The sequence below is a fragment of the Oceanobacillus iheyensis HTE831 genome (assembly GCF_000011245.1).
In the GTDB taxonomy this organism is placed as follows: domain Bacteria; phylum Bacillota; class Bacilli; order Bacillales; family Amphibacillaceae; genus Oceanobacillus; species Oceanobacillus iheyensis.
This window is the reverse complement of the sequence record NC_004193.1, coordinates 1,045,924-1,060,760: the sequence shown is the minus strand read 5'-3', so window position 1 is coordinate 1,060,760 and position 14,837 is coordinate 1,045,924. Positions and strand designations below refer to the sequence as shown.

At 34.6% G+C, this 14,837-nt stretch carries 15 protein-coding genes; 3 read left to right on the top strand and 12 right to left on the bottom strand.

Annotation, left to right across the window (positions count from 1 at the left end; all coding sequences use genetic code 11):
* Positions 1–110: 110 nt before the first annotated feature.
* Positions 111–665, bottom strand: a complete 555-nt coding sequence (locus tag OB_RS05430; protein WP_011065419.1) for a hypothetical protein — start codon at positions 663–665, stop codon at positions 111–113.
* Positions 666–684: 19 nt separating this feature from the next.
* The gene (locus OB_RS05425; protein ID WP_041544105.1) at positions 685–1,257 is read right to left on the bottom strand and encodes a hypothetical protein; all 573 of its coding nucleotides are present in this window, start codon (positions 1,255–1,257) and stop codon (positions 685–687) included.
* 203 nt (positions 1,258–1,460) lie between these two features.
* Here OB_RS05425 and OB_RS05420 point away from each other — a divergent pair, with 203 nt between their 5' ends.
* Entirely contained in the window at positions 1,461–2,588 is a 1,128-nt protein-coding gene (locus OB_RS05420) for an NAD(P)/FAD-dependent oxidoreductase (protein WP_011065417.1), read from the top strand.
* Between the two features lie 212 nt (positions 2,589–2,800).
* Here OB_RS05420 and pdxA read toward each other — a convergent pair whose 3' ends face one another.
* From pdxA to OB_RS05370, 10 genes are all read right to left on the bottom strand, one after another.
* Positions 2,801–3,799: a 4-hydroxythreonine-4-phosphate dehydrogenase PdxA gene (gene pdxA / locus OB_RS05415; RefSeq protein WP_011065416.1), complete on the bottom strand. Its 999-nt coding sequence runs from the start codon at positions 3,797–3,799 to the stop codon at positions 2,801–2,803.
* Complete coding sequence (locus tag OB_RS05410) at positions 3,792–5,087, bottom strand: four-carbon acid sugar kinase family protein (RefSeq protein ID WP_011065415.1); 1,296 nt, start codon at positions 5,085–5,087, stop codon at positions 3,792–3,794. The genes pdxA and OB_RS05410 overlap by 8 nt, the downstream gene beginning before the upstream one ends.
* Positions 5,088–5,115: 28 nt before the next feature.
* Entirely contained in the window at positions 5,116–6,111 is a 996-nt protein-coding gene (locus OB_RS05405; RefSeq protein ID WP_011065414.1) for a 2-keto-3-deoxygluconate permease, read from the bottom strand.
* Between the two features lie 206 nt (positions 6,112–6,317).
* Positions 6,318–8,072, bottom strand: coding sequence for a sigma-54-dependent Fis family transcriptional regulator (locus OB_RS05400; protein ID WP_011065413.1), 1,755 nt, complete (start codon positions 8,070–8,072; stop codon positions 6,318–6,320).
* A gap of 204 nt (positions 8,073–8,276) precedes the next feature.
* Entirely contained in the window at positions 8,277–8,882 is a 606-nt protein-coding gene (locus OB_RS05395; protein ID WP_050750238.1) for a YczE/YyaS/YitT family protein, read from the bottom strand.
* Positions 8,883–9,019: 137 nt separating this feature from the next.
* The gene (locus OB_RS05390) at positions 9,020–9,751 is read right to left on the bottom strand and encodes a hypothetical protein (protein WP_011065411.1); all 732 of its coding nucleotides are present in this window, start codon (positions 9,749–9,751) and stop codon (positions 9,020–9,022) included.
* Positions 9,752–9,762: 11 nt separating this feature from the next.
* On the bottom strand, positions 9,763–10,230 hold the full coding sequence (locus OB_RS05385) for a pyrimidine dimer DNA glycosylase/endonuclease V (protein ID WP_011065410.1): 468 nt from the start codon (positions 10,228–10,230) through the stop codon (positions 9,763–9,765).
* 683 nt (positions 10,231–10,913) lie between these two features.
* Positions 10,914–11,636 carry an amino acid ABC transporter ATP-binding protein gene (locus OB_RS05380; RefSeq protein WP_011065409.1) on the bottom strand — a complete coding sequence of 241 codons (723 nt, stop codon included), beginning with the start codon at positions 11,634–11,636 and terminating at the stop codon, positions 10,914–10,916.
* Entirely contained in the window at positions 11,636–12,310 is a 675-nt protein-coding gene (locus tag OB_RS05375; protein WP_011065408.1) for an amino acid ABC transporter permease, read from the bottom strand. The genes OB_RS05380 and OB_RS05375 overlap by 1 nt, the downstream gene beginning before the upstream one ends.
* Before the next feature lie 99 nt (positions 12,311–12,409).
* Positions 12,410–13,228, bottom strand: a complete 819-nt coding sequence (locus OB_RS05370; RefSeq protein ID WP_011065407.1) for a glutamine ABC transporter substrate-binding protein — start codon at positions 13,226–13,228, stop codon at positions 12,410–12,412.
* Positions 13,229–13,536: 308 nt separating this feature from the next.
* On the opposite strand from OB_RS05370, the gene OB_RS05365 reads away from it, so the two are divergent.
* Both OB_RS05365 and OB_RS05360 read left to right on the top strand, forming a co-directional pair.
* Entirely contained in the window at positions 13,537–14,106 is a 570-nt protein-coding gene (locus OB_RS05365; protein ID WP_011065406.1) for a hypothetical protein, read from the top strand.
* Positions 14,107–14,494: 388 nt separating this feature from the next.
* Positions 14,495–14,830 carry a hypothetical protein gene (locus OB_RS05360; protein WP_011065405.1) on the top strand — a complete coding sequence of 112 codons (336 nt, stop codon included), beginning with the start codon at positions 14,495–14,497 and terminating at the stop codon, positions 14,828–14,830.
* Positions 14,831–14,837 lie beyond the last annotated feature (7 nt).

Genomic DNA, 14,837 nt, shown 5'->3' with positions numbered 1-14,837 from the left:
TACTAAAAGACTCCCAACCCACCTCATCACAGTTGGAAAATAAAATCTACGTTGTTTACTTTATCAAATTGAGAAATAATATAAACGCCTCTTCTGCACTTTACAGTATTCTATTTTAACGTCTCAGTAACATTCCAAATTCTATCATAAGTCGCATAGTCGTTCAATGCGATATCTAAATCATGAAAATATCGATGAAGTAAGCGTACAAGTTCAACATCCTCTTCTTTCATAGTCTGTTTACTTAAAGTTATTATTGACTCTAAGTCATTTCTTAAAGATTCATCTGTAACATCACCTAATAACCCCTCTATCTCATTTATCACTCGTTCGGAGGTATTTCTCTGTTCTTCCCAATTAAGGTTACTAATACCCCCATAACCTGTTGTATCATTATAAAATTCATGGATCGTTGAAACGAAAGCTCCTAATTCTTGATGAGATTCTCCTAATGTAGAACGAACAGTATTAATTTTTTCCTCTTCTTCTGCAGACAAATCCTTTTGTTCAACAGAACCTGCTGTATTGCTATTATTCACAGCATCTAACCCGATTCCAAAAAAATTAAAGAAAAATATACTGGATCCTACACCAACGATTATAATTACACTAATAAGAACCCACCAAAATCGCTTGTTACCTTTCTTTTTCTGATTTTTTCCCATCATCAATCCTCCGTTAAAGTTAACCTACATTATTCAGTTGCTTCGTATACTTTTCAACTAGAGCAGGTTGCTTTATCTCTTCCGCTTTCTGCGAACTTATGTATACTACGCTTTGATAGGAATTACCTTCATTATCAAAATCCTTTAAAGTAACAACAACATATCCTTCTTCCAATGTAGGATGTATTTCTAAGATCGCTTTATCCTGATATAATTCATCAATTTTTCGTTCATCATCTTCTTTTAACTCCCACGTTTCTTCCACTTTATATACTGATTCTTGTTTGCTAACTGGTAATGAAAGCTTCGTCAATTCTTCCGTTTGTTTATGCCGTAACCGATTTCCTTGGTTGAGTATTAAACCGATAAAACCGATTCCGATCATAATTATTCCAGCTTCTAAAGATTGTATAAAAGAATAATAAAATTGTGTCCATTCAAATCTTATCTCTTCATCCTCTCCTGAGAAACCACTTGGTTCATAATAATCATCAATAGTAGCCATTTCGATAGAGGTAAATATACCAAATAAAATAATTAATAATCCTAACACCATAATCACATAGCTTAGATAATTTATCTTTTGATGCACTTTTGTCCCTCCTTCCCTAATAGTATAGATTCTACATTTCATTAAATTCTCCTGTCTCCTGGGTAAATACTGTAAAAGTTTATTGACTTCCATTATAATCATTACTATTGGAGGGTTATGGTGAGAAATAAACAATTTAATCTAAAACGCATTGTATTATTGAACGAAATAATTAATCAACAATCTGATTTCTCATCGAACAAATGAGTAAAAAAGTAATTGTTATAGGTGGCGGAATTGTAGGAGCGAGTACTGCTTATTACCTTGCTAAACAAGGAGCTGCCGTTACACTAATCGATCGTAATGATCAAGGACAAGCTACTGATGCTGCGGCAGGTATCATATGCCCCTGGATTTCACAACGCCGTAATAAAGATTGGTATCAACTAGCCAAAAGTGGCGCTGCATTATATACAAAACTGATTGCTGAATTAAAATCCTTAGGAGAGACAAATACCGGGTATGAAAAAGTCGGCGCAATTAGTCTACATACTGAAACAAAGAAATTAGAGGGTATGGTAGAACGAGCAACAAAAAGAAAAGAAACGGCTCCTGAAATTGGTGAAATTTCTACGTTAAACGAATCAGAAACTTTAAACCGCGTGCCTATTCTTAAAGAGGGATATCGATCTGTCTATATAAGTGGAGCTGCTCGAGTAAATGGGCAAGAGTTACTTCAAGCACTTAAAAGAGCTGGAAAATTAAAAGGCGTAAAAATTATAGAAGGCGACGCAAGCTTAAGTATCGAGGATAATCAAATCAAGGGAGTCCATGTGGATAATCAGTATACCCTCCCTGCCGACAAAGTGATACTTGCAAACGGGGCATGGATGTCCGAACTAGTTAAACCTTTCGGGATTGATTTACAAGTGTTTCCTCAACGAGCACAAATTACACATGTAAAATTACCTGGGGTCGATACGACAAAATGGCCTGTCATTATGCCACCCGGAAATCAGTATATGCTCTCTTTGCCAGATAACCGAATTGTCTTAGGTTCGACTTATGAAGATAATGTTGGCTTTGATTATCGAATTACAGCTGGAAAAGTGCATGAAATATTAGATAAAGCATTTAATATCGCTCCAGAATTAGAAAATAGCACAGTAGTTGAAACAAAAGTTGGATTTAGGCCATTCACCCCTGGCTCCCTCCCAATTGTCGGCCCACTACATCAAATTAAAGGTGTATATTTGGCTAACGGATTGGGTGGAACAGGGTTAACAATGGGTCCGTTTGTGGGTCAGCAACTTGCGAAGATAGCACTTGGTGAGTTACCGGATATCGAGCTGGAAAATTATGATGTATCTAAAGCGATAGCTTCACAATAATATGATTGAAGAGGTGCTAGGATGAAAGGTTCACATATTGTCTTTATCATCATTGTCGTTATATTATTAACCGGTTTTTTAACTTGGCTATGGTTACAAAATTTCACACAAAATGAGGAATCCATCTCCTCTATTTTTTCCATAGTAAATAATATCAACAAATAAAAAACCTTAAGGAGAACGGATAATTCTGTTTTCCTTAAGGTTTTTTATTATTTTGTCGGGGCTAACTCAATTGCTTGGTGAAGTGCTTCTAACATGCTTCTTTCATCCACAATCCCTTTACCAGCAATATCAAATGCTGTTCCGTGGTCAACACTTGTACGAATAATTGGTAAGCCTACGGTTATATTTACGCCGGCTTCCAGTCCCAATACCTTAATTGGACCATGACCTTGATCATGATACATCGCTACAACAATATCGAAATCTCCACGTTGCGCTCGGAAAAATAAAGTGTCAGCAGGTAAAGGTCCCTCTACATTGATTCCTTCTTTTACCGCTTGTTGAATGGCTGGAATAATTTTTTCTTCTTCTTCACCATTACCAAATAAACCATTCTCTCCAGCATGAGGATTAATACCACAAACGCCAATTTTAGGATTTTTAATACCTGAATTTGATAGTGTTTCATGCGCTAATTGAATTACTTTATGCACTCGTTCTGGTTTAATCATCTGTATCGCTTGAATAAGACCAACATGTGTCGTAACATGAATAACCTTTAACTTAGGCGAGGACAGCATCATAGAAAATTCTTCGGTATTTGTTAATTCAGCAAGAATCTCTGTATGCCCTGGATACATATGACCGCCTTTTTGTAGCGCTTCTTTATTTAAAGGTGCTGTACATATCGCTTGAATTTTTCCTTCATTAGCAAGTTCTATTGCCATTCGTAAATACTCAAAAGCGGCATTTCCAGATACAGGGGAGACCTCTCCGTATGCTAAGTCTTCGGGAAGTATATCCAAATCAATACAAGTAATTTTCCCAAACTCCGTATCCATCAATTCTTCATCTTTTGTTTTCTTGTCAAAAGATACATCGACATCTAATATTTTTGCAGCTCTTTCTAGCATTTTTGTATCACCAATTACAATCGGATGAGCTTGTTCATATAACTCGCGATTACGTAAGCTTTTGATGATAATTTCTGGTCCTACCCCAGCTGCATCTCCCATAGTTATTCCGATAATTGGTTTCTTACTCATCGATAATTTCTCCTTTCAGTTGGAGCATTGCTTTATAAATAGAATTTTCTTTACCAAATGCTCCCGCTTTGGTGACAACTAAACTTTCATGACTTCCTATTAAAGAACCTAACGGGATACCTGCCTCAAGTTGCTTAATTAGGTGTATACCAACTGCACCTAAAGATTGTGCAGTTGCTTTGGCTGTATCACCACCAGTTAATACAAATCGATCTATTTTAGGAAATTCTTCTTTTATAGTACTTACTAAATCAGCTATTTTTTCAGAAATAGTTTCTCCAAGTTGATTTTTAGAAAGTCCTAATGTCACTCCAATCTCTTGAACATCTTTACGAATTACTTCATTAGATGGAACATATAAGACTACATCTTTATCATCTTTAAACCCCGATATACATTTTTCCATATAAATAGTTTTATAGGTATCCCAATCCTGCTGAAACATTTTTGTTGGGTCTAATTCAACCGCTAACACTCCAGTTTGCTTCATTGCATACTGTACTTGTTTTTGTGTCATTTGGGATAAACTACCGCATACCGTCATTGTTATATTTGAATTATTATAGGTAGCTACTTGCTTTTCTTTTTCCAAATGCAGTACTTCCGGAACAACCTCTGCCAGTCCAGCAGATCCTGCCCAAACAACATTTTGATTTATAGAAGCTATACGTAAAGCTATCGTTCTTAAGTCTTCTTCTGATTCTGCATCAAAGACTACCATTTTTATATTCTCTTTTTGAAAGGAGTCGAGCTTGCTCCGAAGTAAGAGCTCGTCTTCATACTCCTTCTTCGTAATTAATCCAACGTCTTCCCCTATCTGATTTTTAATCAACGTTGGAATATGAGATTCTGTTACGGGATGTTTGGGATCTTTTGATATCTCAGTCTCAGAAATTAATTCACCATATACATAGTGATACCCGTTTTTTGTAATACGTCCCATACTTGGGAAGGCTGGAGCAATTAAAACTAAATCTGCATCTAATTCAAACTCCATCACTTTTAATTCATATCCGATATGGCCACGTAAAGTAGAATCCATTTTTTTATAGACATGCTGATAACCTAATTTTTTAATAAAATTCGTAGCTTGTGAAGTAATTGAAATTGCATCAGCTTTATTAAGCGCTCTTGAATTTGTATCAATTACCAATCCTTCACTTAAGAATTCTATTTCATCCGGAATTTCAAATAATACCGAGGTATCCATTCCTTTTTCAGTCAATTGTACCCCACTGTCATTCGCTCCGGTCAAATCATCCGCTATAATTGCAATCTGTTTTGCCATGTTGTACCACCCACTTTAATAAACCATTTTATTTCTTATTATCTTGAACAACGTAGTCATCTGGTATGTTTACACCTTTTTTCTCTAGGCGTTTAACAAGAAAACCAATATATATTGGTAGTAATATTGCCGTCGTAACTACTGCTGCCGCTACTTGGACCGTAGCTAATTCTACATTCGCTGCAAATGCCGGACTTGCAGCAGCTATAGCAGCTGGTGTTGCTACTGCATTACCAGCAGTTGAACCTTCTGCAGCACCAACAATAGGATTCCATTTCATTGCTTTAAATACAAAGTATCCAACCGTACCAGTGAAGAATACAGTTAGTAATCCTAATATAATTCCACCAAGTCCACCTTCAATAATACTTGAAAAATCAATTCCCATACCTAATGCAAATGCGAAGAAAGGAATTAACACAGAACTTCCCGTGCTGAAGAAACTTCTTAAATCTTCATCTAAATTACCAAGTACCATACCAACTACAATCGGTAGTAATACTGATATGAAGGAAACAAATGAGAACATTCCTTCAACAAATCCCATTGCTCCGAAAATCGATAATGCAATCATAGTTAGAAATGGACCATCATTTAATGCTAAAAGTGAATACGCAGCACGATCTGTTTTATCTCCATATTGTCCGACAAGCGCCACGTACAATCCACCATTACTATTTGTCATGGCTGCAATAATGGCAATAGGTGCTAATCCAAGCCACAACCCATTATCTCCCATCATCATAAAAGCAATTAAACCAACGAGCGCACCCGCGAACCATTTAGTAGCAAGTAGTGTTGCTCCTTTACCTAAACTAACCCCAACATTACGTAGATTAATTTGTGCACCTGTAAATAAAAGAAATAGTGCAATTAACGTGCTTGCTCCATCTACGAACAAGGCTTGTGTGAAATTCCCAATACGAAGTAAATCTGGAGCTATCGTATTAATTGTTGCAGCAAGTAACAATGGTACAACCATCATACCTCCTGGAATTCGTTCAATCGTAGCTTTAATTTTCATATCAAATCCTCCTCAATTATATAGATTGTTTAATTTTTAAACAACTCTTTTGATATATAAAGCGTTTTCAATAATAATAGTACAACTAACAGAACTTTTTTGCAACATTTTTTTGAAAAAACAGCAGAAATTTATTTATTAATGTAATTATTTGTTTAATAATGCAACAAAAGAGAGCCTTCAAATATGAATAGGCTCTCTTTGTTTTACGTATTATTCAGTTTTCTCCAAAGGGTTGTACGATTAATTCCTAATCTTTTTGCTGTTTTGGTTTGATTTCTATTTTCATCTTCATAGACTTTATGAATAATTGCTTGTTCTATTTCTTCTAAAGTTCCTTTGATTGAAATATAATTATCTCGATCCATCAAATCATTCTTTTTTTGTTTATCTTTTCTTTCTGATAGTTCAATAATATGATCTTCATTAATATAATACCCTGTTGCTTTTATACTTAATTCTTTTACCCTTCTCTGCAATTCACCTAGATTCCCATGCCACTCAAACTCTTTTAACATATCGATTGACGATTTTCTTATACCCAGTGTTTCATTTCCACTGTGCGTATGAAATTCCGATAAGAAATAAGAGATAAATGCAGCTATATCTTCTTTTCGTTCTCTTAATGGCTTCGTATAGAATGATAGTTCAGAAATTAAATGGTATAAGTCCGAATTAAATAGCTCGGCCTCAAGCATAGAATCTAAATCCTGCTCTGATAGTGAAATAATTTGAAAACTACTAGGTGTGTTTTGAACAAGATTAACTAATAGCTCTTGCTCTTTAATGGAGAGACGATCTATTTCTTTAAATACAATTGTACCATGTTGAATCATTTGTACTTTTTCAACTAAATTTTGGATGCCCTCTTTAATTGAACTGCAATCTACAACAAGCATTGGAGCATCCTGACCAAATGTTGCAAAATGTATAGCTTTTGCGATGGTCATTTTGCCCGTAGATTGTTCACCGGTTATAAGAATGTTTTCATTAGCTTGGGCAAATTGGTGTACAGTCTCTCTTAAAGTTTCCGCATAAGGACTATCGCCTATAATAGGCACATGAACTACTTTGCTCGTCATTTTAATCGAGCTTATATCCTCTAACTTATTGAGTGCTTGTATATATATTCCGATTAAAGAATTATCTTGTTTAATCGGAAAAATTTGCATATCTATGTTAAATTTTTTAGTTTCTATGGTTTTCCAATAAGATCTCTTTTCTTTAAACACTTTTACTACTAGTTGATTTATTTCCTTGGATTCGATAATTTCATTTACTAATTCATCGTATTCACTAGAGAGATTTGAGAATTCTATTTTTGACTCTTTATTTACCAAGATAATATTCGATGGAATCGATTGAAGAATCTGATGATAGCGGGATACCCTCGCATGTGCCCGCTTTAATAATTGATACTGTCTTCTTCCTTCGTCAAAAGCGTCAAGAATAGCTTCTTTACCTGAAGTGATTAAAATACCTCTTATTCCTAATTTTTGAGCTTCTTCAACCGTTACAACGTCTCCAATAACGATAGTATAACCAAGTCTTTTTAACTCTTCTAATTGAGAACGAACTTGATCTCGATGGCTTATCGTAAACATTTCAATTTCATATTCTAATATGCTGCTCAACGTCTTTGCGCCTCTACTAATATTCTCAAATCCTACAAGCGCAACACGATGGTGTGTGTCTTGAATTAAAGTAAATACACGAAGCATATCATACCCGCTAATATCTATATGAATAACTGGTATCGAAACTTTTTCTTGAATCATAGCTGCGGTACCACCACGACTGATAATCAAATCATACCCTTGATCTTCAACACTCTTAGCTAGTTGAATTGCGTCTTCTAAGTTAGCAATTTCAATATCTACTTGGAAATCTTCAGGAAGTTTAAGTTGTTTTACAGACTCAGCCATACCAGAATATGGGGCAATTAACATTGTTTTAATCATTTCTACACCTACTTATGTTGCATTTTTCAACAACACTATTATGCCATACTTTTGTGGGCTCATGCAAATGGTTAACAAATAATGTATACTATAACGACGTGAAACATAGATCCGAAAAAACTTATTCTAAAGAACTGCTTTTCATGGAATTTACCGCTTATTCGTTCTTTTTAAGAAACCGCTTTGCACACTGTTCAATAATTCTTAAGATGCATGTGTGTCTCGCTTTAAACGATTACTTCTTTTATAATCCAATTTCACCACAAGCGTACCTAACTTCAAATAGGTCCACTGAAATATCGGGCTCTGTATAAACGTAAAAATAAATGTAAAAACAAATACTGGACCTCCAATTAGTAAGCCAATTACTAAAACCGTACATTCTGTCATAATTCTTACTCTACCAATTGGTGCACCTAATTTATCTGACAAAGATAACATAAAACCATCTCTTGGACCTGAACCAACTCCTGCAGCATTATACATTCCACCACCAAAGCCCATAATAACAATTCCAAGCAATATAAATACGATATCAATCCAAGTGTCCGTTGCGTTAGGGAGAATTCCAGACCAATGATAAAAATCTACAAAAGCACCCACAAGGATAGCGTTAAAAAACGTACCAACTTTTATGTATGTTCGATCCAAACAAAACGAAACGATAATTAATATACAGGAAATTATAATATTCCATGAACCAATGGAAAGTCCGAACTTATCAAAGAATGCCACATTAAGTACATCCCAAGGATGAATGCCAAGATGTTGCATATTTATAGTCAATGCAATCCCTAAACTAAAGACCATAATCCCAACAACAAAAAATGGCCATCTAAATGCATAGTTCAACCTTAACTACCTTCTTTCAAGCAACAAAATTTTTCAAAAAAAATGAATATAGATAGTATACGCTTTTTAGACTAGTGGGGAAAGAGCATTTACTTCTATTCCTTAGAAATAGTAATTTGTTCAGCACTCTCTGCAATTTTTACGCATAACTTTAATCTGCTTATCCATTTTTCAATATCGGCTAGTTCTTTTCGTATCCCATTCACTTCCTCAATATACATTAGACCATCAACTGCTCGATAGCCGATTACACTTTTCTTTATTCGTTGTACAATAGCTGGCCACTCAGCATCAGTCATTGATCCTTTTGAATAAAGAAGGATTATTGATGATAATTGATGACAAAACATACAAGATCCTGCTGTTATGTCTACTTGCTGACCAAACACTTCAGAAAATATGTAATTCGTTATTTCTTCTGTTTTTTTCCATTCCACGGGGTGTGTTTCCATCGCCTGCTCTGATCTTCCTAAAATTAGATAATCACAATCTAAGGGAGTATCTAATATACTCTTTAATTCATTAGGGAACTTATCAACCCAAGTTAGCAATCTATCAAAATCACAATAATGATAATCTGCAGTCGTTGTCGAATGTTCACTACAAAATTGAACCACACTCCTTCTAGCGTGGGAGACACCTTTTTTCGGTATCACTTTAATATTTACTCGACTATCGTTTAAAGCGCTGAGTAGCTCATTGCTCGTTTCATGGCTTACACACATATATATTTCATGATAATATTTTTCGATTATTTCTTTACACTTTATCCATAGTTCCAAATTCTTTCCATCTGGATCATGTGTTATGGTTAATAAATTATACATATTACACCACCCTATCTATGTATTCCACATCGAGGTGCTATCTTATCATTACTCCATTTATCATATAAAAGGGACTGATATAGTTCGTATGCCTGTTTCCCATAAACCTTTTTGTCTCCATACACAAAATACGGTGGTAAGGATTCATCTGAAAATAAATATTTATGATCCTCAATTAGTTGACCTAAATCGAATAATTGATTGCGAAATTCTATATTACGAGTACCTCCTCGCAAAATATGCTCTTCATTACATGCCTGTAAATAACACCATGCATCTAATAAATATGGTGAACCGTTATTAAATACGTGCTTTACAATAGGATGCTGAAGATATTTTGTATTACCTTCAATAAGTTGTAACTCTGCTAAACAAACTCGGATAATTTGATATGTTTCCAGTACTTGTTTAGACAATCTCCTATTATCAAGAAATTGAGCAGATATTTGGTGATTAGCACTTACTCGAAATAACTGCATTACTCGAACTCCTTTTCCTTTTAAACATATTTCAATTGCTGGTTTATCTATGCTACGGCCCTGATGTATCGTGTTCCATGATTTCTTATGAATTTCTCTGGTGAACCAAACTTCTATAAACCATAAATCATGTTTTTCCTTATTACCTTGATTTCAAACCTCTGTTGATTGTTTTGTTTGTACTCAGTATTTTAATACTCTTCTATCTATCTTTTTTGTGATTGATTACATTGTAACCGAAAGAAACTAAAATGACTCCTTTCTTTTTACGCAATAATATGGAAATAAATTTTAGAAACGCTCTATTCACCATTTTTCTAGTTTCTCATGTTTATTTGGTTTAGAGAGCCGTTGTATTGACCACTTTCTCCGGCTTCTCGGCTTTTTTTGTCTTAGAGAGCTGCTCTATTGACTACTTCTTCCGTTTTCTGGCGTTTTTTTGTCTTAGAGAACCATTCTATTGACCACTTTCCCCGACTTCTCTGCTTCTTTTGGTTTAGAGAGCTGCTCTATTCACCATTTTCTCCGGTTTCTCGGCTTTTTTTGGTTTAGAGAGCTACTCTATTTACCACACCAAGATTCTGCTAACTTCTTAGTCTGAATTTGCTAAAATAGCTAGGCCAGTTTCCATTCCAATGCAAAAATAAATCCCCACCTACAAAAGGTTGGAGATTTACGCTTATCTATAATACTTTATTTAGAAATTCCTTTGTTCTTTCGGAATCAGGGTTGGTAAAAATCTTATCTGGCGTATTTTCCTCCATGATAATTCCTTCGTCCATGAATAAAACACGATCCGCTACTTCCTTAGCAAAACCCATTTCATGTGTAACCACTACCATTGTCATACCCTCTTTAGCCAATTGTTTCATAACTTCTAATACTTCTCCCACTAATTCTGGGTCAAGAGCCGAAGTGGGCTCATCAAATAGCATAAGCTTCGGTTCCATCGCCAATGCTCTTGCTATCGCAACCCGTTGCTGTTGTCCTCCAGATAACTGAGCAGGATATTGATTTGCTTTATCTGATAAGCCAACCTTTTCTAGCAATATCTCCCCACGTTTTCTCGCCTCTTCGCTTGTAATTTTTCTTACTTTTTGTGGAGCTAACATTACATTTTGTATTACTGTTTTATGTGGGAATAAATTAAATTGCTGGAATACCATTCCAACTTCTGTTCGCACAGTATTAATATTCGTTTTTTTATCCGTTAAATCATGTCCATCAATAACCACCTTACCGGCGGAAACATCTTCTAATAGATTTAAACAACGTAAAAATGTACTCTTCCCTGATCCACTGGGACCTATAACACACACAACTTCTGTCTCTTCAACTTCACAATTTATCCCTTTTAATACTTCATTTTTTCCAAATCGTTTGTGTAGATCATTTACAGTTATCATTAGTAATTCAACCTTCTTTCAATTAATCGTAATATTAACGATAGTGTTAATGTGATTGCTAGATAAAATAATGCCACAGCAGTATATATTTCAACTGCAATAAATTGATTGGATACTATTAATCTACCTTGAAACATTAACTCTGGCACCAGGATAACAGATAGTAATGAAGTATCCTTGATACTAATGATAAATTGATTTCCTAATGGAGGTATCATTCGTTTAAAAGCCTGTGGCCAAATAATATACCTCATGGTTTGATTTTTAGTCAGTCCGAGTGAACGCCCAGCTTCAATTTGACCTTTATCAATAGAATCTACTGATCCTCGAACAACTTCCGCGATATACGCACCTGAATTAATTGCAATAACAATAATCCCCGCTACAATAGGGTCAAAATTATATTGAATTATTATTGGTAAGGCAAAGAATATCCAAATTGCTTGTACAAGTACAGGCGTACCTCTTACTACTTCTACATAGATAGACGCCAATACAAATAAAAATTTATTTTTAGAGATTCGTCCAAGTCCAAATATCGCTCCAAGAACAAAACCAATGAGTAAACCAACAATCGAAATTAAGAGTGTGTAATACAAGCCTTTTCCTAGCTCAGGTAAAAATTCAAACACACGAAACCAATCAAATTCTAATATTCTTCCAATAGCATCCATTCTTTCACCTCATTAAATAAAATAAGGCTTATCTTCTTTGGATAAGCCTTATAAGCTTTAAAATTTTATATAGCTACCTCAAACTTAATGCTGACTAAATTATTCTTCTGAACCAAACCACTTATTATAAATTTCATCATACTTACCATTTTCTTTTAACGTTGCCAGCGCATCGTCAACCGCAGCAACTAAGTCTTCATTTCCTTTTGCAATGGCAATCCCATAATTTTCAGCTTGATATAATTCCCCAACAGTTTTTAATCCATCTCCTGTTGTGGATATATAATAATCAACATTTGGAGCATCGTAAACCACTGCATCAGCACTTCCGTTTTCCACTGCTAAATAAACCTGATCCAGTTGTTCGAATTGATTAATAGTCGCATCTTCCGTATTTTCTTCAAGAAAATCTGCACTAGTAGAACCCATACGAGTAGCAACTGTTTTACCTTCTAAATCTTCTATACTATTAATATCTTCATTATCTGCTGAAACCCCAATTTTCAAACCGGACTCATAATAAGGTTCACTGTAATCGATAACCTGCTTACGGTCTTCAGTAATACTTATTCCAGCAATAGCAATATCAAATTGTTGTGTCTGAAGTCCAGGGATGATTCCATCAAAATTGGTTGTTTGAATTTCTCCACCTTCTATTTCAAATCCCGCTTCATCTGCAATAGCTTTAATTAGTTCGATATCAAATCCTGTTAACTCCCCATCTTCTACAAATTCAAAAGGAACGAAAGAATTATCACTAACTACTGTATAAGATTCCTCTAAATCATAAGAACTCTCATTATTACTTTCATCCTCTCCTTCACCTGATGCTAAATCCTCTTCACCGGATCCGCAAGCCGCAAGGAAAATTAATAACGCCGACAATACAATCAGCAAACTCCACTTATTCTTTTTCATTCTTTCTGCCCCCTAAATAGTTTGATTTCTACAAAAACTGACATATTTAATGGTATCAAATAATTACATATTAAGAAATTTCTCTTTTAACTTATATTTCAGAAAAATACATTAAATATGATTCTATAAATAATAAAATTAGCTAAATGCTTATATAAGATACGAAATAATCGCATATCCTTAATTTTTCTAGATTTCCAGTTCAAAATAAGCTAATATTTTCCAATTAACACTGCCTTTTCAATAGAAATATAGAAATTGTTTCGTTACAATGACCATACTATTTCTTTATATGGGGTTGAGTGTAAATGGAAGTTTGGTATTCAAGTTATGGATCAAATTTATGTGAAGAGCGTTTTTATTGTTACATCCTTGGGTTACAACCATATGGCTCTAACAAAGTTGAGAGGGGTTGTCGTAATAAAACCCTACCAAGAGATAATAAAAAGATTATCCTCCCATATCAGCTCTATTTTGCTAAAGAAAGAAGTAAATGGGGTAAGGGTGGAGTTGCATTTATACATCACGAATATGACATATCCCAATCAACTATCGGGCGTATGTATCGAATCACAGAAGAACAATTTTTAGAAGTTGTTGCTCAAGAAAATCAATTGGAGGATATTTATATTGATTTATCTGGAGTGAAGAAACGAGGTTTTGCTGATTTAGAATTGGGCTGGTATGATCGTATTATCTATTTAGGTGAAGAGGATGGCTCTCCTATCTTCACATTTACAAATAGCAATGGAATAACTGAAATGGAGAAATACTCCCCTGCCATTCCTTATCAAAACATCATTCGTAAAGGATTATCCGAATTAGGATTGGACAAAATAGAAATAAACAGCTACTTGAGTCCATTTCATAATTGCTAAATCCAGTTTAAAAAACGAACGTTTTAGATGTTATTATATTTAATGTTCGGATTATAGCAATAATTTGGCTTTGATTGCAATGGAAGATGGCGACTCCTGCAGGAACCGCACGAGCTGAAGATCCACTTGAAAAGTGTTCTTCTTTTCATGTTAGCTAAAAACCGGTGCTTGCGCAAAGCACCGTCTGCAATGAAAATCAAACAACGCAATATACGGATTTTACACCAATTATATTAATTATGAAATTTATTCACTTCAATAAAAGAAAAATTATGAGGTTTTGGAAAAAGTATTTACTTAAAAACATTCGAATGAATAGCATTTGAAAGCCGGCTAAAAACCATACTGCTTCACTACCCGTCTCATACGCGAAATCAGGAGGAACAATATGAATAACGAAATAACCTTGCAGCAATGGAAAGCTTTTGTAGAAGAAAAAATAAACAAGAAGTTAATTATCAAAATGCTCTGGAATGATCAAGAAAAAATGACACTGCTTCTTGTCCCAAATATGAAAATAAACTCCGTAATACACGATGACAATGAAGGATATTTATTTTACGATATAGCTGGAAAACGTGTATCCTATCCGATTCCTTCTATATTACCTGACAAATTCTTCATTAATGGCAAAATTAACTTGGATCATATAAAATCTGGAAACATCCAAATTAATCAAGAGTCACTAGCCAACAAAGATATTCAACTATTAGAAAATAAATAAAACAGGC

Bases quoted from the DNA above. Each gene is read 5' to 3' on its own strand.
- OB_RS05430 (WP_011065419.1), bottom strand. From the start codon at position 665: ATGGGAAAAAATCAGAAAAAGAAAGGTAACAAGCGATTTTGGTGGGTT.
- OB_RS05420 (WP_011065417.1), top strand. From the start codon at position 1,461: ATGAGTAAAAAAGTAATTGTTATAGGTGGCGGAATTGTAGGAGCGAGT.
- pdxA (WP_011065416.1), bottom strand. From the start codon at position 3,799: ATGAGTAAGAAACCAATTATCGGAATAACTATGGGAGATGCAGCTGGG.
- OB_RS05410 (WP_011065415.1), bottom strand. From the start codon at position 5,087: ATGGCAAAACAGATTGCAATTATAGCGGATGATTTGACCGGAGCGAAT.
- OB_RS05405 (WP_011065414.1), bottom strand. From the start codon at position 6,111: ATGAAAATTAAAGCTACGATTGAACGAATTCCAGGAGGTATGATGGTT.
- OB_RS05400 (WP_011065413.1), bottom strand. From the start codon at position 8,072: ATGATTAAAACAATGTTAATTGCCCCATATTCTGGTATGGCTGAGTCT.
- OB_RS05395 (WP_050750238.1), bottom strand. From the start codon at position 8,882: ATGGTCTTTAGTTTAGGGATTGCATTGACTATAAATATGCAACATCTT.
- OB_RS05390 (WP_011065411.1), bottom strand. From the start codon at position 9,751: ATGTATAATTTATTAACCATAACACATGATCCAGATGGAAAGAATTTG.
- OB_RS05385 (WP_011065410.1), bottom strand. From the start codon at position 10,230: ATGCAGTTATTTCGAGTAAGTGCTAATCACCAAATATCTGCTCAATTT.
- OB_RS05380 (WP_011065409.1), bottom strand. From the start codon at position 11,636: ATGATAACTGTAAATGATCTACACAAACGATTTGGAAAAAATGAAGTA.
- OB_RS05375 (WP_011065408.1), bottom strand. From the start codon at position 12,310: ATGGATGCTATTGGAAGAATATTAGAATTTGATTGGTTTCGTGTGTTT.
- OB_RS05370 (WP_011065407.1), bottom strand. From the start codon at position 13,228: ATGAAAAAGAATAAGTGGAGTTTGCTGATTGTATTGTCGGCGTTATTA.
- OB_RS05365 (WP_011065406.1), top strand. From the start codon at position 13,537: ATGGAAGTTTGGTATTCAAGTTATGGATCAAATTTATGTGAAGAGCGT.
- OB_RS05360 (WP_011065405.1), top strand. From the start codon at position 14,495: ATGAATAACGAAATAACCTTGCAGCAATGGAAAGCTTTTGTAGAAGAA.